Source organism: Mobiluncus curtisii ATCC 43063 (assembly GCF_000196535.1).
Classification (GTDB): domain Bacteria; phylum Actinomycetota; class Actinomycetes; order Actinomycetales; family Actinomycetaceae; genus Mobiluncus; species Mobiluncus curtisii.
Genome location: NC_014246.1, coordinates 990,438 through 1,010,916, shown reverse-complemented (window position 1 = coordinate 1,010,916; position 20,479 = coordinate 990,438). Strand labels below are relative to the sequence as shown.

General features: G+C 56.1%; 20 protein-coding genes. 4 read left to right on the top strand and 16 right to left on the bottom strand.

The genetic code is table 11. The features are described 5' to 3' along the window. Window positions 1–45: 45 nt before the first annotated feature. The 16 genes from HMPREF0573_RS04295 to HMPREF0573_RS04220 form a co-directional block, all read right to left on the bottom strand. Window positions 46–1,500 (bottom strand): flagellar hook protein FlgE, encoded by a 1,455-nt coding sequence (locus HMPREF0573_RS04295; RefSeq protein WP_004007569.1) that lies wholly within the window; start codon window positions 1,498–1,500, stop codon window positions 46–48. Between the two features lie 21 nt (window positions 1,501–1,521). Further along, entirely contained in the window at window positions 1,522–2,286 is a 765-nt protein-coding gene (locus HMPREF0573_RS04290; RefSeq protein WP_004007570.1) for a flagellar hook assembly protein FlgD, read from the bottom strand. Window positions 2,287–2,302: 16 nt separating this feature from the next. After that, entirely contained in the window at window positions 2,303–3,868 is a 1,566-nt protein-coding gene (locus HMPREF0573_RS04285) for a flagellar hook-length control protein FliK (RefSeq protein ID WP_013189006.1), read from the bottom strand. 1 nt (window position 3,869) lies between these two features. Continuing rightward, window positions 3,870–5,024: a C40 family peptidase gene (locus HMPREF0573_RS04280; RefSeq protein WP_013189005.1), complete on the bottom strand. Its 1,155-nt coding sequence runs from the start codon at window positions 5,022–5,024 to the stop codon at window positions 3,870–3,872. Further along, a complete protein-coding gene (locus HMPREF0573_RS04275; RefSeq protein WP_004007573.1) occupies window positions 5,021–5,560 on the bottom strand; it encodes a flagellar export protein FliJ in 540 nt (179 codons plus the stop codon). Before HMPREF0573_RS04275 ends, HMPREF0573_RS04280 begins: the two co-directional genes overlap by 4 nt. Before the next feature lie 11 nt (window positions 5,561–5,571). After that, window positions 5,572–6,906: a FliI/YscN family ATPase gene (locus HMPREF0573_RS04270; protein WP_004007574.1), complete on the bottom strand. Its 1,335-nt coding sequence runs from the start codon at window positions 6,904–6,906 to the stop codon at window positions 5,572–5,574. After that, on the bottom strand, window positions 6,903–7,607 hold the full coding sequence (locus HMPREF0573_RS04265) for a FliH/SctL family protein (RefSeq protein WP_004007575.1): 705 nt from the start codon (window positions 7,605–7,607) through the stop codon (window positions 6,903–6,905). The genes HMPREF0573_RS04270 and HMPREF0573_RS04265 overlap by 4 nt, the downstream gene beginning before the upstream one ends. Then, window positions 7,597–8,622 carry a flagellar motor switch protein FliG gene (gene fliG / locus HMPREF0573_RS04260; protein WP_004007576.1) on the bottom strand — a complete coding sequence of 342 codons (1,026 nt, stop codon included), beginning with the start codon at window positions 8,620–8,622 and terminating at the stop codon, window positions 7,597–7,599. The genes HMPREF0573_RS04265 and fliG overlap by 11 nt, the downstream gene beginning before the upstream one ends. A 2-nt stretch (window positions 8,623–8,624) precedes the next feature. Continuing rightward, window positions 8,625–10,241: a flagellar basal-body MS-ring/collar protein FliF gene (gene fliF, locus HMPREF0573_RS04255; protein ID WP_004007577.1), complete on the bottom strand. Its 1,617-nt coding sequence runs from the start codon at window positions 10,239–10,241 to the stop codon at window positions 8,625–8,627. After that, window positions 10,241–10,672, bottom strand: coding sequence for a flagellar hook-basal body complex protein FliE (fliE, locus tag HMPREF0573_RS04250; RefSeq protein ID WP_004007578.1), 432 nt, complete (start codon window positions 10,670–10,672; stop codon window positions 10,241–10,243). Before fliE ends, fliF begins: the two co-directional genes overlap by 1 nt. A 7-nt stretch (window positions 10,673–10,679) precedes the next feature. Next, on the bottom strand, window positions 10,680–11,078 hold the full coding sequence (gene flgC / locus HMPREF0573_RS04245) for a flagellar basal body rod protein FlgC (RefSeq protein ID WP_004007579.1): 399 nt from the start codon (window positions 11,076–11,078) through the stop codon (window positions 10,680–10,682). After that, complete coding sequence (gene flgB / locus HMPREF0573_RS04240; RefSeq protein ID WP_004007580.1) at window positions 11,075–11,422, bottom strand: flagellar basal body rod protein FlgB; 348 nt, start codon at window positions 11,420–11,422, stop codon at window positions 11,075–11,077. The genes flgC and flgB overlap by 4 nt, the downstream gene beginning before the upstream one ends. A gap of 803 nt (window positions 11,423–12,225) precedes the next feature. Beyond that, window positions 12,226–12,564: a hypothetical protein gene (locus tag HMPREF0573_RS04235; RefSeq protein ID WP_013189003.1), complete on the bottom strand. Its 339-nt coding sequence runs from the start codon at window positions 12,562–12,564 to the stop codon at window positions 12,226–12,228. After that, entirely contained in the window at window positions 12,554–13,000 is a 447-nt protein-coding gene (gene fliS, locus HMPREF0573_RS04230) for a flagellar export chaperone FliS (protein ID WP_004007582.1), read from the bottom strand. The genes HMPREF0573_RS04235 and fliS overlap by 11 nt, the downstream gene beginning before the upstream one ends. A 96-nt stretch (window positions 13,001–13,096) precedes the next feature. Continuing rightward, complete coding sequence (gene fliD, locus HMPREF0573_RS04225; protein ID WP_236589716.1) at window positions 13,097–14,716, bottom strand: flagellar filament capping protein FliD; 1,620 nt, start codon at window positions 14,714–14,716, stop codon at window positions 13,097–13,099. 134 nt (window positions 14,717–14,850) lie between these two features. Continuing rightward, window positions 14,851–16,152 carry a sigma-70 family RNA polymerase sigma factor gene (locus tag HMPREF0573_RS04220; RefSeq protein WP_004007584.1) on the bottom strand — a complete coding sequence of 434 codons (1,302 nt, stop codon included), beginning with the start codon at window positions 16,150–16,152 and terminating at the stop codon, window positions 14,851–14,853. Window positions 16,153–16,332: 180 nt separating this feature from the next. On the opposite strand from HMPREF0573_RS04220, the gene HMPREF0573_RS04215 reads away from it, so the two are divergent. The 4 genes from HMPREF0573_RS04215 to fliW all read left to right on the top strand — a co-directional run bounded on the left by HMPREF0573_RS04215 (window position 16,333) and on the right by fliW (window position 20,446). Then, complete coding sequence (locus tag HMPREF0573_RS04215) at window positions 16,333–16,818, top strand: flagellar protein FlgN (RefSeq protein WP_036324906.1); 486 nt, start codon at window positions 16,333–16,335, stop codon at window positions 16,816–16,818. Between the two features lie 126 nt (window positions 16,819–16,944). Beyond that, window positions 16,945–19,008: a flagellar hook-associated protein FlgK gene (locus tag HMPREF0573_RS04210; RefSeq protein WP_013189001.1), complete on the top strand. Its 2,064-nt coding sequence runs from the start codon at window positions 16,945–16,947 to the stop codon at window positions 19,006–19,008. Window positions 19,009–19,013: 5 nt separating this feature from the next. After that, entirely contained in the window at window positions 19,014–19,997 is a 984-nt protein-coding gene (locus tag HMPREF0573_RS04205) for a flagellin N-terminal helical domain-containing protein (RefSeq protein WP_004007587.1), read from the top strand. Next, window positions 19,994–20,446, top strand: coding sequence for a flagellar assembly protein FliW (gene fliW / locus HMPREF0573_RS04200; RefSeq protein WP_004007588.1), 453 nt, complete (start codon window positions 19,994–19,996; stop codon window positions 20,444–20,446). Before HMPREF0573_RS04205 ends, fliW begins: the two co-directional genes overlap by 4 nt. The last annotated feature ends 33 nt before the right edge of the window (window positions 20,447–20,479 follow it).

The window sequence follows — 20,479 nt, the reverse complement described above, 5'->3', positions numbered from 1 at the left end:
ATGCTGGAATTTTCACCCCTGACTCACTCCCGGTCTATCCCTGACCTAGCGCTTCATATTCACCAGTTCCTGCAGGATTTCATCCGAGGTGGTGATGACCCGGCTGTTCGCCTGGAAACCGCGCTGGGACAGAATCAGGTTCGTGAACTCGGCAGCCAGGTCGACGTTCGACATTTCGATGGCGCCACCCGTCATGGCGCCACGCTGACCGGTGCCAGCTTCGCCAATCTGGGGCTGACCAGAGTTACCCGTTTCCACGAAGTAAGAACTGCCCGCCTTTTCCAAGCCCAGCGGGTTGGCAAAGCTCGCCACAGCGATACGCGCCAACGCACGGTTATCCCCGTTCGAGAACGTGCCGCGAATTGTGCCGTCAGCCTCGACCGAGTACCCCGTCATGTAGCCTGCCATATTGCCATCGACCTGCTTTTGACCGAAGTTATTAACCCCACCGAAGCCGGTCAGAGCCGATAGATCCAGGTTAATCGGCTGCTTGGTGACATTCGGCTGTAAAATGCTTGACGACTTCGGGGTCGTTGTTTCATTCACATTCACCTGATCCAGTTTGAATTTGACGGTCTTCATGGCTTTCAGGGAATCCTCGTCCAAGGTACCGTCGGTCTTAAACTTGAAATTCAATACGCCATCGCCATCAGCAGGTTTGACCTTTGAACCGCCGATGCTGACCGAACCTCCGTCTTCAACCTCTAATGCGATGCGTGCCCCACCGTCATTCGTGAGCTTTTCACGTTGAGTTTCGTCCAGTTCTTTGAACACGTTTGCGTCATAAGCACGCAGCTCCCACATTGGTTCCGAACCCGGATTGGCAAAATCGTTACGCGCGAAGGTCAGCAGGACATCGTGCGGGTTGCCCTTGTCATCGTAAGCGTGCACGATTTGGGAACGCTGGAACGCGTTGTCCGGGGAAGTCTTGGAGCCGGTCGGATCCATGTAAATCTGGTCAGCGGGAATGTTGCCACCGTAAATGACCTTGGTAGTCGGTCTGCCTTCTACCGTCTTGGTTAACGGCAAGGTGATATTGCCGGGGGTACCCGAAGCGTTAATAGTACCGTCCTTGTCTCCCATCCAGCCCTGTACGAACGAGCCGTCCGCCGCCACGACCTGACCTTGGGCGTCCAAACCAAAGGAGCCGTTACGGGTGTAGACGCTGGAACCGTTCGTTTTGCGCAGGACATAGAACCCGTCGCCATTAATCATGGTGTCCAGGTTACGACCCGTCATCTGGGCAGCGCCGCCGGTGAAGTTTTGGGTGATGGACTGGAGCTTCACACCCAAACCGACCTGCGCGGGGTTCATCCCGCCACGTTCGTTCAGTCGGGGGGCTGCCCCGGAACGCACCAGCTGGCTGAACGTGTCCTCGAAACGAGTCGACGCGCTCTTAAACCCAGTGGTATTGACGTTAGCAATGTTGTTGGAAGTCACATCGAGCATGGTCTGGTGGACACTCAAGCCCGAAATCCCGGTAAACAGTGAACGTAACATTTTCTCTTTTCCTTTACTAGATTAAGCCGCGGGGGCTGGAGTGTTGGTTGCTTGATTATTAGTCTGTGTCGCCGGGGTGGGAGTCGCTCCCGTTTGCCCCGGCGTGGTTTCCGCAGCAGCGGCAGCTCCCGCAGCTGCTGGTGTCTTCTGAGGTTCGGCAGCCGCACCGGGCTTTTTACCTTCTTTCACCGCATCACTAATGGCTTTATCCAACGGTGAATTTTCCGTCGGGTCCGCAATACCCAGGATGTCAGACATCTCCACCTTTTCTTTGCCGATATGAGCCAAGACCTTACCGTCAGCCAGGAACTCGACAGCATCAATCTTTCCGGCGGTGGTCACGGCGTTGCCCTGGGCATCAACCGCGTCATACACGGCGGTCTTGCCGACCATGGTCGTACCCTGAGCGCGCTGTTGCGCCTCAAAAGACTTCTTGGAGGCCTCGGTCATCTGAATCATCTGTTCCATGTTCGTCATGGTCGAGGTCTGTTCCAGCAGTTTTGCGGTATCCATGGGCTCGGTCGGATCCTGGTACTTCAACGTTGCCAACAGCAGCTTCATGAAGTCGTCTTTGCCCAGTTTGCCGGGGTTTTCCTTCGTTTGAGCAGCCTTGTCAGTTTTCTGTCCCTGGTTCATTTTCTTAAGGAACAGGGCTTCTTTCTCCGCCTGGCTCATTTCCTTGGTGGTGGCGAGGGTCTTCGCGTCCTCTTTTGCCTTGGCGTTCGCCCCGATTGTGTAGTTATCCACAATCGGATTAGCCCCGGCGCCTACTGCATCAACTGGCATTATCTTCTCCTCACAATCACGCGAACATATCCACCGAACCGTCGGTGCCGTCCTTTAGGACGTCACCGACTTTCGGCTGGGTCACGACGTTTTCTGTTTCAGTTTCGGTTCCATCCGTTCCGGCTGCGCCCGCCTGGCGAGCCTGTCCGGTTTCCTTGTCGGAAGAACCGGCTCCCGCGCCCGTGAACTGGGCAAACTCTTGGGCGTCTGTCGCCACATCCAAATCCGCCTGCAACCCGGTAGACGCCAGGTCGCGACGCAAGTCACTCAGGGCTTGGCGCAGCTGTTCGCGCGCCGCCTCCGACGCTCCCAGCAGCTGCAAATGCACCGTGCCGTCAGCGTGGAAGTTCGCTGCCACCCGCACCGGACCGAACGTCTCGGGATTGATAGCCAACTTCAACTGGTGTTGACCCTGACCCAACATTTTCAACCGCGACAGCTGGTGTTGCATCTGATCAAAAAGCTGTTGGTTCAGGTTCGGGGCGTAAGTCGGCGCAGCCTGGCTCACCGGGTTCGGGGTGGATACGGCAGGAGCGGCAGCCGGCGCGGCGGAAGCCACGGGGGTGGTCTGAGCAGAAGTACCGGACACGGCGCTCACCGCGGAGGTCCCCGCGTTAGCCCCTCCCGCAGCTGTCGTATTTGCGCTGTTACCAGCGGTTTGCGCAGCTGCCGCCACCGCTTCTGCCATAATCTGTGCAGGCTCGATTCCCTCCGGCATCACGGGAGCCACGGTCTCGGGCAGTGCCGGGAGGAGCGACGGGGCTTTGCCAGATTTCAACTGGGCGGCAATGTCTGCCCCGTCGATTAGTTCTGACTCCGGCGCTGTCGTGGTGGGCGCAGCGGGAAGCTCCGGAGTGTCCGGAGCGGTTTCGGGCTGCAGGGGAGCGACTTCCACAGTTTCCGGAGTCGACTTTGCAGGATTCACCAGTGGGGTCGTGGCAGGTGCCGCGGTTTCCTCTGAGGTGAGCGAAACGGTCAGTTCCTCCGGGGAAACTTCTGGCGTTGCGACTGGGGTTTCCGCCAGCGTTTCCACAATCTCGGCAGCGACATTCACCCCGGTTGACGCTGTCATCGTGTCAGTCGCGGTAGTCTCCGCGACGGAAGTGGAATCCGAGGTTTGCGCCGCATCAGCCGATTTGCTCGCATCATCAGCCGGCTTATCTGTGGATTTCGCGTCTTCGGCGCGCTTACCATCGCTGGTCTGATCCTGCGCCGCAACTTTTTCGGGTCGCTCGGGGCGACCCGGGCGCTCGTTGCGTTCGAGTCGTTCCGGGCGCGCCGGCTTGTCGGCTCGCGCTTCCTCCGGTCGATTGGTGGCACCACGACGGGTACTGGACGGGCGTACCGTCGCCACCGGTTCGGGGGTCCGCGCGTGGGAAGGCTTTGCCGCAGCAGGGCGGGAATCACGAGCCGGGTCGGGGTGGTTTTCCCCGTGACGCGCCACGCCTGCCGCGGGAGTGCGCGCTTCGGTCGCTAACGCACTCATGAGCGACTCAAAAGCAGTGGTGTCGGCGGCTTTCGCGCCTGATGAAGCGGCTTGGGCAGCAATCGCTGCCGCATTCGTGTCCTTAATATCAATCATGTCACACCCCCAGAGAAGAACGTAGGGCGCCCAACGCGCTTAAGGACGAAGCGGTATTGCTCAGGCTTGCGTTGGCTCCCATCGTGCCTTGGTTACCTATCAAAGCTCCCAAGCCACCAGCAGCGTTAGCACCGTACAGGGAGGACCCTCCCAGGAACTGACTGAGCAGTGTCGAGCTGTAAGAATTATTCGAATTGGCGGTACCCAACAGGGACGCCAGCGGATTAGCCCCCGCCGTGCCTGCCCCCGCTCCTGACAAAGCTCCTACCAGCGCAGCTGCCAAGTCAGCGGACGAGTTGCCCGGATTAGCCGCACCGGGGTTCGCTGCGCCAGGCACAGCGTTATTTTGTGGCAGAGACGTATTGTCCAAAGCTCCCAGCAAACTCGCCAAACCTGACCCCGCCGCACCCGGCGTCGTCGCACTGCCGTGGCTCGGAGCTGCGGGATTTTCCCGCACCGCAGGAACAGGCGAAGGCGTGCCAGCCGAAGGCCTCCGAGGTGCGACTGCGGGATGCGGGGCGGGGCGCGGATTTGCGACCGGAGCAGCTCCGGGCGCGTCACCAGCGGAACGCATGACACGGCGGATGGTCACAATCGGGCCCAAGTCAGAAACGTTAATTTCCGTCACGGTCTTGCCCGGACGTGGCGCATGAATGGCTTTACCGTTGCCGACATAAACCGCCACGTGCCCAGAATTGCGCGTAATCAGCAGGTCGCCTGGTTTCGCATTCTTAATCCCGTCCACTTCCACGCCGGAATGCTGCTGATCATAAGTGACGCGCGGCAGCGTCACCCCGACCTGCCTGGCAGCAGTCTGCACCAATCCGGAACAATCCAGTCCCTTGGCGGGATCCGTACCACCCCACACGTAAGGCACCCCGATGTAGGAGCGCACCTTTTCCACAAATGCTTCAGCTGTCCCCGGGACTCCCTGAATTTCCCCTTTTCCGGAGACCCGGGTGGGTGTGGACTTGTTAGCCGCGGAAATCTGGCTGGCTAGCTTGGCGCTGAAATCCCCGGAAGTCCCGGAAGTTTTCGACGCAGAACCAGCCGCCCCGCTCTCAGTCAGAGAGACGGGGGGACGACCGTGATTATTCAACGCGTTAATCATGTCTTGAATCGCACTGATTCGTGACTGGACACTAGCCAGGCTCACAATTTACCTCCCTCGGCAAAAGCCGGGTATCGCTGACCGACCGAGCCTGCCACAGGCTCCTCCGGGAGCGTCTCCCTCCTTGTGCGGACACGCAGTTCCGCACCGGTTTTGCCTTCCGTGGCACTGCCAGAGTTGCCCATATGAGACGCTAACTCATCAAGGACAACTTGTTCCTTGTGTAAGTCATCGGCAATAACTTCTTCCGCATGACGATTTTCAAGCTTTTCTAAGGTTGCAGTCAGGCGTCGCGCTCCCTGCCATTCATCCTGACGCTGATCGACCACCGCTTGCGCGTACTCTTTTCGCGCAATTCCCTCTTTAATCTGCATCATTGCCGCGTTACGCATCGCCGCAGCGACGGCGAGGTTGGTGGCTCCGGAAGTCTGCATGGAACCGAGACGTTCCCGCGCCGAGGACAGTTGCTGGTCAGCGTGGTTTAAGTCAGCGTGAGCCGAGGCGAGACGACCTGCCGCCTGATCCTCTTGCAGCTGACGCAAATTCAGTAAACCCTGGAGACGAAATGCGCGATCCACCATTTACACCACCCCTATGCCGCTTCCTCAGACTTGAAAGCCTGATAGAGGTCGAACAGTTGCGACCAAGCTGCGTCGAATTCGACCTTCTCGTCAGTCTTTTGCGTCAGGAATGCTTCAATCTCGGCATCATATTTCACTGCCGTATCCACCTCGGGATTGGTGCCCGCCTGGTAAGCCCCCACATCCAGCAAGTCCTGCACAGAACGTTTTGCCCCCATAATCTGACGCAAAGCGGTTGCAGCTTCCCGTTGCTCCCGCGTCGTGACTTTGGATGCCACCCTGGAGATAGAACCCAGCGCGTCGATAGCCGGATAGTGTCCCGCCACCGCCAGTTTCCGATCCAGCACGACGTGCCCATCCAGGATAGAACGTGCCTGGTCAGCAATGGGTTCATTATGGTCATCCCCATCCACAAGCACGGTGTAAATGCCGGTCACAGACCCGATAGCACCGGAACCTGCTCGTTCCAGCAATTGCGCCATCATCGAGAAAGTCGAAGGTGGATAGCCGCGAGTAGCGGGCGGTTCACCTACAGAGAGACCAATTTCGCGCTGTGCCATACAGGTACGGGTCAGGGAATCCATCATCAGCAGGACGTGGCGACCGGCATCCCGGTAGTACTCGGCGACGCGGGTGGCAGTGAAGGCGGCGCGTTTACGCAGCATCGGGGACTCATCCGAAGTCGCCACCACCACGACCGAACGGGACAAACCCTCCTCGCCCAAATCATCTTCCAAGAACTCACGGACTTCCCGTCCACGCTCACCCACCAGGGCAATCACACACACTTCAGCATTCGTGCCACGTGCAATCATCGACATCAATGTCGATTTACCGACCCCGGAACCAGCAAACAAGCCGATGCGCTGACCGCGCCCTAACGTCACCAGCGTGTCCAGGACACGCACCCCCATCGCGACCGGCATATCAATCCGGGCACGTTCCAAAGCATTGGGAGCCGCTCCATGAATCGGTACCCGGTCAGCCGCATAAATCGGACCTTTGCCATCCAGCGGGCGTCCGGCAGCGTCGATAACCCGTCCCAGCAGAGCCGGACCGACCGGAACTGTGGCAGGTAAGCCGGTACCGCGCACCGGGGAACCGACCCGCAGACCGTCCAGGTTATCCAGAGGCATACACGAGGCGATACCCGCATCCAGCGCCACCACTTCGGCGGGGACACCGGGGTCGTCCCCCACCAGCACGACTTCACCTACAGAGCACTGCAAACCGCGAACCCGGACAGACAAGCCCACGACGGATTCCACCTCGCCGACCCGCTGCGGACGTGAGGCATTCAGCAGACTCACGAAAGATGGTAAAGTAGCCAGCTCCAAGGCGCTCACTCCTCGGCTGCTTGGGCGGACGCCAGAGCCTCTCGCGCACGCCGCACAGCCGAAGTCAGCCGGGCATCCAGCAACCCCTCCGGCATGTAAGCCACCGCGTCACCCGGATCCAGTTCCGAATCGGGAACCAGCTCCACCGGGCAATCCACGCCCAAGCTGGTCAGCGTAGCCACATCCTGTGGGTTCATATTGACCTTCACAATGTCTTTCGGGTCATTCATCGACAAAGCTCGCTGTAACGCTGCCTTGGCGCGAGTCGGTTCGTCGGACAGTTCCGCCCCTAATAGGGCTTCCGCTAAATCCAGCGCCGCTTCCATCAGCGCGGCTTTCATTTCTTCGATGACCAGGGCATCACGGGAGGAAACCGCATCGGCGATAGCCTGGATTTCGTCCATCGCGTCGACATACGCCTCGGTGCGAGATTCTTCAGCCAAACGCGCCTCCTCATTGAGGATGTGGCGTTCCTGTTCGGCTTCACGAGTCGCCCGCTTTTGACCGGCTGCCCACCCGGAGGAAAAACCTTTGGCGTATCCGAAAGCCTGCGATGACTTCCCGTCGCCCTTGATTTGGTTTGTTGCTCCTGCCAAGCGGAAGGCTCCGGCAGAGTTCGCCCCCGCAGCGGTAGACAAAGCCACCGGATTGGGCACACCGCCGCGGCGCTGGTTTTCTTTGACCTCCAAAAGGTCTTGATCAAGCCACATATTCGTCTTCCTCCTCGCGGCGGATGACAATTTGTCCAGATTCCTCCATCTTGCGAATCAGCTGCACGATTTCGGAACGGGCCTCTTGCACCTGGCTCATGCGCACACTGCCCAGCATGTCGATTTCTTCCATAACATTCTGGCGAGCACGCTCGGAGAGGTTCTTCATCAGGCGAGAACGCAAATCTTCGTGAGTACCCTTGAGAGCCATCGCCAGGCGCGCCCCGTCGACTTGCCGCAGCACCAGCTGAATACCACGATCTTCCAGCATAACGATGTCTTCAAAGACGAACATCCGGGAGCGAACTTCGTCAGCCAGGTCTTCGTCGCGTTCCTCCAGTCCGGTCAGAATCATCTTTTCCGTGCCCGGATCCGCCCGGTTGATGATGTCGACAAGCGGTTCAACACCACCGATAGCTTGCATTTCTTCGGAGTTAATGACTTGCTCAGCCTTCTTTTGCAGGGACTCAGCGACCAACGCCACCATTTCGGGGTTCGCCCGTTCCATCTGAGCGATGCGCACTGCCACTTCGCCCTGGAGTTTCGGTCCTAAACCTGCCATGACTCGCGCGGCATGATCCGGACGCAGATGCGCCAGCACCAGGGCAATCGTCTGCGGGTGCTCGGCGGAAACCAAGGTCACGATTTCCCGCGGGTCGGCGGATTTCAGGAAGTCAAAAGGCTGCCCCTGCATTCCCTGCATCAGGCGTTCCATGATTTCCGCAGCTTTTTCCCGACCGAAAGTCTGTTCCAAAACTTTTTGAGCGTAATCCAGACCACCGCGCCCCAGCTGCAAACTGGCGGAGGCTATGGAGTTTTCATAGAACTCGTCAATAACATCTGCGGTGATTTCGCGGGGGACATTGGTCATCCGCAAAATTTCAGCCGACAGTGCCTCGACTTCATCATCATTCATTTCGCTCATGACGCGAGCAGCACGGTCTTTGCCGATTTGAATCAGCAACAAGGCAGCTTTCTGCAGCCCGCTCAGAGTCAGGGCTTGCGACATTACCATGATTAGCGACCTCCCATCCAGGCGCGCAGCTGCTCAGCAACCAGTTGCGGTTTATCGAGAGCCAGTTCGGCAATTTCCTCGCGCTTAGCTTCAATCTTAAGCAGGATCGGATCCGGTTCAGGCTCGGGCTCCGGCTCAGGTTCGGGCTCCGGTTCGGGTTCCGGAATCGTGGCAGCTTCAATCTCGAGAGCTTCTTCTTCCGGAGCGCTCAAGGTGTACGGATCGGGTAGCTGATCCAGCTCGCCGAGGTCCAGAGCCTCACGTTCACGAGCCTTGGCGCGTTTCTTTGCCACCGCCGCGATAATAATCAGCAGCAGGATAATCAGCCCGGCGATGACCGCCTGCCGAATCAGAGAAGCTGTCTTGGCAGCGGCTTCGGCTGCAGCTTCATCAGCCGCAGCCTTTTCCGCAGCTTTCTTGGCGGTGTCATCGAACGGAGAACGCGAGATATTCACGACATCTCCAGTCGCCGCATCAATACCGGTAGCTGCCGCCACCATGTCACGTACCTGAGCCATGTCCAACCGCCGGGCGGTCTCTTGATTCAACACGACCGACACGGACTTGCGCAGCGCCGCACCAGGGGCACGAGTCGACTGGGTTACTTCTTCATTGACAGCGTTGTTTTGCACATTTTGGGTATTGGTGTAATTCCCGCCGTTATTGCCATTCAGCTCGTAGGGGTTCCCAATGTTATCCGGTCCCAGTACGCCACCGACGACTGCTCCGCCGCCGCTGTACTGTTCGGCAGCGTTTGAAGCGGACAGCGGTTTAACCCCGCCCTCCGGGTCGGTATAGACCCGAGTGGTCTTCACCTGATTGTCTTGGGACAGGTCGACTTGCGCCGAAACACGGGCATTACCGGCTCCGACCAGGGGTTCCACCACTGCCAAAGCCTTGTCGACCAAGCTCTTTTCCATTTCTGAAGCCGCGGCGGCGCCCCCTTCGACCTTGTCGGACAGGCTGTTGCCCAACGTATCGACCACGGTCACTCCCGTTTTATCCAGATTAGGCACCGATGCCGCGACCATATTAATGATGGCCTGTACCGTGTCATTAGACACGTCCTTGCGATTCTTCGGGGTGATGGTCACAGAAGCGGTGGTGGCAACGGGTTTCTTCGGGTCGGCGAACACGGTCTCTTGCGGGATGGCTAGCGCCACGGACGATTTATCAATGTCATCCATCGTGTCAATCGTCTTTGCCAACTCACCTTCCAGAGCGCGTTTCTTTGCCATTTGCTGTTGGAAGTCGGAAGCTGCTACGCCTAAGTTATCCAAGACGGCGTAACCGGAGGTGGGCTGGGCGGGCAAGTCGGCAGCCGCCAAGCTCATGCGCGCGCTTTGCACATCTTTCGCCGGTACCTTGACCACGCCATTGTCGGCGACCTGATATTTGATGCCCTGGGAATCAAGCTGTTCAGTCACGGCAGCTTGATCTTTATCGGTCAAACCGGAGTACAGCGTGGTGTAATCCGGGCTTGCCACCCAAGAGTACAGCACCACACCGCCCAAAATGAGCACGGCGACCCCGATAATCGACAGGGTCTTTTGTCCTAAGGAAAATTGTCCGACGGTATTTTTTACTTTATCTACTGCGTTTACAATGACCGGTGGCATTATGCTTGCATCCTCATAATCTCATTGAACATGTCAACTGCCTTGTTCCGAATGGTAGAGGTCAGTTCCATAGTCAGCTGGGATTCTGCGGCTGCAATAGTGTATTGGTGGACATCATTGAGTTGCCCCGTGAGGGCCTGCACACCCAGCTTCTTGGCGGTACTCTCACGTTGCTGCATGTTATACACCGCATCGGCAAAGATATTGCCGAAAGAGGTTTCCGCGACATCGCGGACATCTCCACCCTGCGGAGTCAGACCGGTGCCGGTCGGGGCGACGGACGAGGCATTGGTGCCCAGGCGTGCCGGACCGGCTTGGGTGGCTGCGGAACGTGAGAACCCAAGGGATTGTACTAAGTCATTGGTCAGCTGCTGGGTTCCGGTCAAAGAACTGGTCAGCCTGCTACCAATACCGTCTACAGAGTAAGGCACGGCTTACTTACCTCCCGATTTGCAATGCTGCTTCATAAGTGGACTTTGCGCGATCCACCACCGCAGCGTTCGCCTGGTAAGCCCTTTGCGCCATAATCAACTGGGTCATCTGTGATCCCAAGTCAATATCTGGGTGGCGGACATACCCTTCTTCGTTCGCGTTCGGATCGCGGGGGTCGTACACGATCCGACCATCGGTGCCACCGAGCGCTATGCCCGATACCATCGTGCCGGCTGGACGCCCGTAATCAACAGCCTGAGCCACGACGTAGCGCGCCCGGAAGGCTTCCTCGTTCATGGGCTTGGTGGTGTTGATGTTGGCGATGTTATCCGAAATGCAGTCCAACCATTTACGGTTAACCGTCATCCCGGTACCAGCTATGCCGATTGCTCCAAAAGTGGTCATGACGTCGTCCTCATGGCCGAGCGAATGTTGGTATATTCTCCACTGATTGCTTGGGTAGCCAGCTGAAAGCGCAGTACCGTATCCACACTCGAAATGGTCTCAGTGTCCAGGTTGACATTGTTACCGTCGATGCGAGTGGGTTCCAAAGAGCGTGCAGTGGCGATATGCGTGGTGGCAGGGTGTCCAAACTGAACGGCACGAGCCAGTTCGTTTTCAAACGATACCTTGCCGGCTAAGAATCCCGGCGTCTGAATGTTGGCAATGTTATCGGCGATGACTCGCTGACGCATTGACAACCCATCCAGCGCGGTACGCATTGCTACGTAACCAACAGAATCAAACATGACGACCTCACATGTTATCTCGCTGGATCATTCCTCGATCCTCATTACCCGCATAACTTCCTGCTAGCGGTCCAGTGCTTTGTTGCGCTGACATATTCAAGTATCGGCAGTTCCTAAGCAATTGTCGAGGAGTTTTGTTAATTTGTTTTGGGCTTCAGGGGACGTTTTTTCAAAAACCCGCATTTTTACATCAAGTAGGTTTTTGTTAGGACAAATGACCGAACTATACGCGCTGGTAGAGAAGCTTTCTGAAAGGTTACACAGGTGTAATTTACCGGATTATCAGCATCGTATTTTTACCACCCTGTAATTTTTCGATTCGGCGGGTTTTGTTCACCGTTAGTTCCTTTCTCCATAAAGCAGGAAACCGTTTAGTTCAGTTTCCTTTCAGTTTGCAGTACCGCGATGCCTCACACCGATCCATCCTCATCGATTGTCAAATTGTCAGCAATTTTAGGTATATTTACGCGTTTTTCCGCGCGACCTGCTCAGACACAAATGCTTTAGACATGGTAACTTTCTGAGGCTTAACTGAACATTAGAGGAAACTCACGCAGATTTACAGATTTTGGCTAGCTTGTAGACGGGCGCGAAAAATAAATTCACTTGCGTTCACAGGTTGAACTTATATAGGACTTACGTCCCTTATGTGATGTTTGTCACATTATCTGATTTGTATGCAATTACCCAGCGCTTTTCCCGCCGCTTTGCCTAAATACTCAGGGAACTTTCAGGAAAAGGCACTTTCCTGAAAGTTCCCTATGAATGCAAAGAGTCCGTCTCGTTTTAACCGTGGAGTCAGCCTACCCCTCGAAATCTACGTACCGCGGAATGGGGTCAGATTTATTTTCCGGAGGAATCTTGCGCAACTTATCGCGTTCTTCTCCGGCGCGACGCAGCTCCTCCTGATTCTTTTTCATGGCAGAACGGACTTTTTTCCCCAAATCGGACAAGTCTTTCTGGACCCGACGCGCCCGCGGCGCCAAGTCCGGAGGCAACGGTCCGAGCTGCGGAGGCTGCCAACCCGAATCTTCGGGAGGAATCTGACCAGATCTTAACAGCTTCCGATCCTCCACAATCTGCGCTTCGAGCCGATCCAGCTCGCCCTCCCACCCCGGAGAGTTAACGTGACTAGCCGACACCCAAATCACCTCGTGAGTTGCGCTTGACCTCACCGTTCTTAGCTATCCCCGTAGACTTTGCTTCCTCCGCCTCCAGCTGTGCTGCTGCCTGTTTCCACGCATCCGCCAGAGGTTCAAATAGCTCCCGAATCTCTTGGGCTTTATCAGCATCGCTCTGCACGTTGGCGTTAACCAGCTCTTTCATGGCATACACGTACAGGGCCATTAGACCTTCCGCGCCGTCCCACACATCCATCCGCAAGGACGACATCAACTCGGCGATAATGTCTTGCGCATGAGTCAGATTTTTATGCGCTTCAACCCGGTTCTGACCGCGCAGGGCTTTTTCAGCCCGCCCGATATCAAGCAGCAGCCGGTCATAGAGCATCGTCAGCAACCTGGCTGGTGAAGCGGTGACAATAGAGTCCTGCTGGAACCTATTAATGGCGGTCTGCATACTATCCTCCACTAGAACAAAAACTTACCCTTAACCATACTTCGGCTGGGTTAACAATGTCAGAAACCCAGCCGAAGAATGTCAGATTATGCAGTTTTACTGGCCTCCCAGCTGAGACAACTGCCCAGCCAGCCAAGTCTGCTGCTGCTGCATCCGCGCCAGCATCGTTTCCAAAGAGGAATACTGTTTGTACAGCTGCGCCTCTTTACGATCCAGACGATCACCGTATTCACTGATGCGATCACGATAGTACGAAACGGTCTTTTGCCGCGACTCGATGGACCTGGTCAACGACCCTTCGGTGAAATCCGAAACCTTGGATGCGACGTCCCCGACTTTCTTGGCGAACTCCACCATGACCTGCTGGACTTTCTCGGGATTGCTTTCCATGGCCTTTTTAAACTTCTCCGCGTCGAACTTCAAGTTCACTTGCGAGCCGTGTACCTGACCGTCGGCGCCTTTCTCGACACCACCCGAGAAGCCAACCCCAAACGTGGACAGAGAATAAGTTTGTGACTTGCCCTCAGCATCCGTGACGGTAATCCCGCTGGAGACAAGCCCCATAATCTTGTTCTTGAGTTCGCGTCCCTCCGAATTACCCAAAGGACCGGCAGCGGTATAGGTGAAACGCTTATTAGTGGTCGGATCAATGCCTTCTTTGGTGACGCTTTGCATCCCCCGGTTCAAAGTATTCAGGGCATCCGTCAAAGCACCCATCATCTTTTCCATCTTGCCCGCAGCCACATCGAAGTCCCGCGTAGCATTAACCTTGACGCCTTTTAACAGGGCATCGGTATAGAGCGGAGTACCGTCGGGGTTGGTCTTTTGCACCACATTGGACAAGTCAATTTTGACGTGGTCCATAATCTGAATCTCGTTCGAGCCGTAAGTGCGTTCTTGACCGAGCAGACGAATCTTGGCATCCGAAGATTGATGGATGATGTTCAAAGCCTGTTCCTGAACGCCGGTATTCCTCACGGCGGTAGCCAAAGCGGCGGCATCCTCGTAAACATAATGAGCCGAGTTAGTGGCAGCGTCCGTCTTGGACGTCTTGGCATTCAATCCCAGACCCTGCGTAATGTCACCGGCGAAAATCTTAAAGTCGCCCTTGTCGGCCCCGGTCTCTTTCCCGGTAATCTGAAGCACGTATTTGCCCGTCCCGTCGGGATTATCACCGACACGCACTGACGTGGCGCTGATTCCCGAATCGGAAGCCGCATTAATCGCCCGCGCAAACGCCGGAGCGGTGGCTGAAGACGGAGAAATCGTGGTGATTTTGTCTCCAATCATGATGGAAATCTTGGGCGGCTCACCTTTCGCCTTAGCGGCGTCATAGAGATTCTTGACACCGTCCAAATCCAAAGTCGCCTGCTTCGACTTCGCGACCTGCAAGACATCGAATTCGACCGAGCCAACCTGGGCTCCAGGAGTAGTGGTCACTCCTACCATCGGATCGGATGATGTCGCCTTAGCAGCTTCCCAAATCTCGGCAGTATCAAAACGGACGCTTTCTTTGCTAGCACGCCCGTAGACGTCCCAAGCAGCCCGCTTGATATTAGAAAACTTAGTGTTCATAGTCTGCAGGGATTGAACTTGAGACTTGTACTCATTTTGTTTTGACTCAAGTTTCCGCAGCGGAACCTGTTCCAGCATCATCAATTGCTTGACGATGCCCTGAGTATTGAACCCACCCAGTCCGGGGATTGAAATTCCCATGATGTGCTCCTTCCATGGAATAAGGGTGTCATCCCATCCTGAGATAACGCCGAGGCTCAGGACGCCGACCGGCATCCCACTGACACTACCTCACGCTTAATCATCGGTGATTAGGAGCGAAATTTAAGGAGAAATTATTTTTTTCTGCGGTTCTGACGCGCCGCAGCCCGCATATTTTGTTGCCGAATGGATAATCCTCCCAGGTAGGAGGTGGTCGGTGGGGTTGGGGGTTTTTCTTCCTCTGCCGGTGGTTCGACAGCAGTTTTGACGCCAGGAGAGCGGGCTTTGTCTTTACTTTTAGGTTTCTGCGATTCTGCGGCGGCGCGTTTAGCCTCTTGCTCCGCTTCGATGCGAGCTTTTGCTTGTGCCGTGCCCCGGGCGTGACCAGCCAGGAAGCTCTCGGTGGAAGTGCCCTGCAGGTCCGCGGTAACGGGCTTTCCCTCCCCGTCCTCACGGCGAGACGAACCCGCCGATTGCCCGGACGAAACTTGTGACAGAGAATCACGCAGAGACGACGAACGGGGGCGGGGAACCCCGGAAGCATCCCGCGGGCGACCCCGTGCTGACGAGGAACTGGGAGGTGGAATCAGCGTGTCCTCTATCTCCAGGTCCGGGTCTGCGTCTCGTCGCAACATCTCATCGGCGTGATCTTCAATCTTTTGGAAGTAGCTCTCGCGACGTTTCTTAACGATGCCGGTGACTTCCTCATTTTCTTCCGCAGCTGTTTCCGGATCGAGGTGGCGGTTCATCCCCTCACGCATCAGGGTGAGAGCTTCCGAACGAAGCTGCGACACGCGAGATTGGGTCACGCCTAACTCATCTGCCACGTCCTGAATGGGACGCTCCTCAAAAAAGACCTGTTCCACCACGTAACGCAGGCGCTGCGGGAGCGCTCGAACCGACGCGTGTAAGTACACCAAGCGTTCGTCATCCAGCAGGGTGTCCTCCGGGGAGGGGCTTTCGTCAGGCAACTCCAGGGAGCGCTCGTCTTCACTACCAACAGGCGCATCCATAGAGACAACACGACGAGCCGCGTCTTGCTGGGCAGACTCGACCGACTCCACGTCCACCCCCAGAGCTGAAGCGAGTTCCTCTTTCGTGGGGGCACGTCCCGCCGCAGCAGTGAGGGTAGAGGTCATTTCCTCCAGTTGCTTGGTGCGTTGGCGCGCCCCGCGCGTCGCCCAGTCCATAGAACGCAGTTCATCCAGCATGGCTCCGCGGATACGGTAGATTGCGTAGCGATGAAAGGGTACCCCGGTCGCGGAATCGTAAGAATTAGCGGCTTGCACCAGAGCCAAAGAACCCGCCGAAGCGAGGTCCTCACGCTGCACAAAAGACGGCACACGGCGTAATAACTCCGCGACTTGGTAACCAACCAAGGGGAGGTTATTTTCAATTAGTTCATTGCGGTTCACTTCGCCGAGTGAATCCTCCACCGTGTCTCTCCTCAGAAAAAATCGCAGGTGCAGTCCAAATTAGTTTACCTTTTTAAACCATTTAATTAGCGATAGATTAATGAGTAATCGGCAGGTTTGAGCGATTGGCAATTTTGCCGGTAAGTTTAGCTAAAGAGCTGTCCAACACTGACGATGGGCGGGACCGAGGAGGAGAGTGCCATGTCATTAGACGCATTATCACGTCAACTGTGGAAACAACGTGAAACTCTGGAGGTCATGCTGTTCAAGCTGGAAGAAGAGCGTTTAATCACTGCCACCGCCTCGTCCCGATGGTTGCCTCGCGCCACGCGTGAGCTGGAAGCTGTCATTGCGCAAGCCCAGACGATAGAACTGGAACGTTCCATGGAATCCGAAGCCGTGGCAGTCGACTTGGGACTGCCCCCCGACGCCTCCCTGAAAGAAATCGCCGCGGCAGCCGAAGAACCGTGGCAGACCCTGCTGAACCAACACCGCGAAGCCCTCATCTCCCTGACTTCTGAAATTGCCGATATGTCCCAGGCAAATCAGGAAGTCCTGTCCTCCCTGCAGCGCGCCACCCAAGAAACCCTGATGAGTATGCAGGACACCGAAGAAGTCTACGGTGAAGACGGCGGAATCCACGTTTCGGGAACTGGCGAATCCACCATCCTCGACACCTCAATGTAAGAACAAGCGCGCGGGGGTTTTGGAAAAATTCTCATATCCGAGCCTTTCACGCCGATGGGCTTAAACGCGGACGCGAGAAGCGTCACCAAGATTTAGTAAGCACTCGGCTCGAGAAAGGACATTCCGATGGGTTCAACGTTTTCTTCGCTGAACGCCGGATTGACCGGTCTTTACGCAGCCCAACGTCTCATTGAGGTTTCCGGGCAAAACATCAACAATATGAACACTCCCGGATACACGCGCCAGCGCGTCGAGCAACGCGCTCTGGGTATCGGTTCGGAACCGTCAGTCTTTGCTGGTTCCGTACCGCAAGGCGGTGGCGTAGAGATTACTCGTATCCGCCGACTGGACGATTTTTTCTTGGACGCAAAACTGCGTTTAGAAACCGGTCGCGCTGCCGGCACCAAAGAAACCAGCGAGGCATGGAAAGGCATCGAGTCCGCAATGGACGAACTGGGACGCATGTCGGTATCCGATTCCATGCGCACCTTCTTTAAGTCCTGGGGAGACGTCAATAACAACTCCGATAACCGCGGAGCGCGCGCCAGCACTCTGGGTGCCGCGGAAGCCCTGGTCACCAATATTAAAACCGGCTACACGCACATTAACGACTTGTGGAAAAACGGGCGCGAACAGCTCGACGCATTAGTGGCAGACTTGAACACCACGATGGATTCTGTCCAAAAGCTAAACGATCGCATCCGCAAGACTACGGTATCTGGCGGTAACGCTAGCGGTGCGGTCAACCACTTGAAAGACGAGCGCGATCAGCTGATTATGCACATTTCGAAGCTGACCGGCGCGACCGTGCGGCAGGGTTACTCGGTGTACACAAAAGAAAACGCTCCTCACCCCAGTATGATTGGTCAAGCCTACGAGGACGGCACCGTGGAAGTCATGCTCGGCGGGAACTCCCTGGTCGGCAAGGACTACGTGAACCACTTTGAGGTGGAAGGCGCCCGCGATATGGCGGGTATTGACGCGGCTCCGCGGGACAAGTACAAGGCTGCGGTTGACGCCCTGAAAGCCGGTGGTAAGGATATCACTGCAACGTTTGAATACCACGGTCAAAAAATTCAGAAGTATCAAGCGCACGTGCAGCGTTACGAAGTCGGCGACGAGATTTTGAAGCCCGACGGCAGTAAGAAGAAGTTAGACTCCGGCGATTCCGAAGTCGGTACCAAGTACGTGGCGTTTTACGACATGGAAGATGTCCAGAAGGGCACGAAGAAGCTGAAAGAAGCCAAAGTAGAAAAGACCGAGCAGGGCTTTACCGAATTCACTTTCATGAAGGACGAGGGTCCAGCACGGTTACGCTGGGAACTGGGGGGTCACGTGGTCGCCATCGAGGATGGCACCATCGGCGGGTTAATGCAAAACCTGAAACCGGCTCAGTTCCCCGGAGTCTCGGGCACGATTGGCAGCGGCGGAGCTTGGGCAGAAACCGGCAAGCTCTACAATGACTTGGCGACCAACCTGGCTGATGAAATTAACGGAATTCATGCCAACAACGTGGGTCAAAAGCTCCCCGACGGTTCCACAGGAAACAACAACACCAAGACCCTGGTAACCAAGGAAACCAAGTTCTACAAAGTAGACTTGACCAAACCCGTAAATGACCGAGACCGCATGCAAGAGCTAACTGGAGAGACTCTAAAGCGTATCGACTATAAAACTGAGGAAGCTTACGATACGGCTGTTAAACAGAAAGTCGCCAAATTGGAAAAAGACCATCAAGGCTCCGGCATTGTGTACGAAAACGTGAAAGAGGACGGTGGAGACTTCTTTAAGTTCGCCGCTACCGACAATAAACTGCCCGCCGCCATGCGTCTGTCCGTCGCCGTCAAAGACCCCCAGATGATTGCCGCCGGTCAGTACGTCAACGGGGTCTATGACGGCTCAGTTTCCCTGGCTTTGGGCAACCGTCAAGACGCGCCGACCTCGGCAATGAACGAATGGTCCAAGTCAGTGGTGGACATCGGGGTGCACGCCAAGGGTGCCGATGACAAGCACACTCTGGCAGAGCAAACGCGCCAGATTGCTGAACAGCAGCAAAAGTCGCAGAGCTCCGTTGATATGAATGAAGAAGTAATTAACCTGATACAGGGTCAGCACGCCTACGCGGGCGCAGCACGCATCATGAGTACCGTAAACTCGATGCTTGAGGCCCTCATCAACATAGGTAGGTGACAGACATGATTACCCGCATGACAACCTCTATGATGGCTGGCACTACGCTGTCCACGATTCAACGCAACTTTAACCGGCTGGCTGATGCCAACAAGAAACTGTCCTCCGGTAAACGCATGTCTTTTGCCTCCGACGATCCGGCATCTTCTGTCTCTTCCATGCGCCTGCGCAAGGAGCTGGCAGCGACCGAACAGTACAAGCGCAACATCAGTGACGCGAACTCCTGGCTGGCGACTTCGGATGCTGCTATGCAATCCGTCGCGGAACGGTACACGGAAGCCCGCACTTTGCTGATTAACTCCATTGACGGAGCTTTGGGAAGTCAATCCCAAGGCGCGCTAGCAGCTCAGTTGCGCAAGGTAGCCGAATCCATCATGTCGCAAGCTAACGCGACCTACCTGGGTCGCACCGTTTTTGCCGGGAACTCTGACAAAGGTCTGGTGTTCAAAACTGGCTCTGACGGGCACGACACAATTTTCCTCGCCGCCGAAAAAGACGAAATCACCGCCAAGACTGTCGATCGCCGCATCGACGCGGACACGACCGTGCAAGCCAACCTAGACGGTAACAAGCTCTTTGGCACCGGCACTATTAAGTGGGACGATAACGACAAAACCAAGCTGGATACGGATAACAACCCGTCAGTCATGAACCTCTTGGTTGAGGCTGCCAAAATCTTGGAATCTCCGACCGGTCCGTCGGGTGACAATCGCTCAAAGATTGAGTCTATCCAAAAGGAACTGACCGAACGGTTCGCAAAACTACAGGAGGCTCAATCCGCAGTCGGCGCCCGGCACAAGCAGGTTTTGGAGGCCCAAGAAAATGTGATTTTTGACCTGGAACAGGTCAAAGGTCAGATTTCATCCGTAGAAGACATTGACATCCTCAGCGCCACGATTGACATGTCCTTGGCTTCCATGGCTTATCAATCATCCCTGGGTTCAACTCAGCGTGTCGTGCAACCAACTTTGTTAGACTACTTACGATGAGCACCAACGACGAAGTTACCGAAAACACTGAAAACGCCGGCGATGGCGAGGATTTTCCGACCCTCAAAATCCGCATGGTACGTCCCATGCCAGGTCTGGAGACGCACCTGGATTTCAGTCTCTCTGCGGTTGATGAAACTGGAGTCTTGTGGACTTTGAAGTCCATAATTGACCCTAATGTGCGCCTGTTCGCGGTTCCCCCGGTGGCGTTCTTTGACGGTTACACTCCCCTGATTCCCTCCTCCGCGCGGGAACGCATCGAGATGAAAGAGGGCGAGGAACCCTTTATTCTGGTCATCGTCCACCCGGCATCCGGTTCGTATCCCCACACGGCAAACCTGCTGGCACCCCTGGTGATTAATCCAGAAAACATGAGTGCGATACAGGTCGTCCTCGAGGATCAAGACTGGCCCCTCCAGGCTCCCATCGGGGATCCCAAGGAAGCCTAAGATTTCCATACCACGATAAACCGATAGCGCCCC

Coding starts and splice junctions, on each gene's coding strand:
- HMPREF0573_RS04295 (WP_004007569.1), bottom strand. CDS start 1,500: ATGTTACGTTCACTGTTTACCGGGATTTCGGGCTTGAGTGTCCACCAG.
- HMPREF0573_RS04290 (WP_004007570.1), bottom strand. CDS start 2,286: ATGCCAGTTGATGCAGTAGGCGCCGGGGCTAATCCGATTGTGGATAAC.
- HMPREF0573_RS04285 (WP_013189006.1), bottom strand. CDS start 3,868: ATGATTGATATTAAGGACACGAATGCGGCAGCGATTGCTGCCCAAGCC.
- HMPREF0573_RS04275 (WP_004007573.1), bottom strand. CDS start 5,560: ATGGTGGATCGCGCATTTCGTCTCCAGGGTTTACTGAATTTGCGTCAG.
- HMPREF0573_RS04265 (WP_004007575.1), bottom strand. CDS start 7,607: ATGTGGCTTGATCAAGACCTTTTGGAGGTCAAAGAAAACCAGCGCCGC.
- fliG (WP_004007576.1), bottom strand. CDS start 8,622: ATGGTAATGTCGCAAGCCCTGACTCTGAGCGGGCTGCAGAAAGCTGCC.
- fliF (WP_004007577.1), bottom strand. CDS start 10,241: ATGCCACCGGTCATTGTAAACGCAGTAGATAAAGTAAAAAATACCGTC.
- flgC (WP_004007579.1), bottom strand. CDS start 11,078: ATGACCACTTTTGGAGCAATCGGCATAGCTGGTACCGGGATGACGGTT.
- flgB (WP_004007580.1), bottom strand. CDS start 11,422: ATGTTTGATTCTGTTGGTTACGTAGCAATGCGTACCGCGCTGGATGGG.
- fliS (WP_004007582.1), bottom strand. CDS start 13,000: ATGCAGACCGCCATTAATAGGTTCCAGCAGGACTCTATTGTCACCGCT.
- fliD (WP_236589716.1), bottom strand. CDS start 14,716: ATGGGAATTTCAATCCCCGGACTGGGTGGGTTCAATACTCAGGGCATC.
- HMPREF0573_RS04215 (WP_036324906.1), top strand. CDS start 16,333: ATGTCATTAGACGCATTATCACGTCAACTGTGGAAACAACGTGAAACT.
- HMPREF0573_RS04210 (WP_013189001.1), top strand. CDS start 16,945: ATGGGTTCAACGTTTTCTTCGCTGAACGCCGGATTGACCGGTCTTTAC.
- HMPREF0573_RS04205 (WP_004007587.1), top strand. CDS start 19,014: ATGATTACCCGCATGACAACCTCTATGATGGCTGGCACTACGCTGTCC.
- fliW (WP_004007588.1), top strand. CDS start 19,994: ATGAGCACCAACGACGAAGTTACCGAAAACACTGAAAACGCCGGCGAT.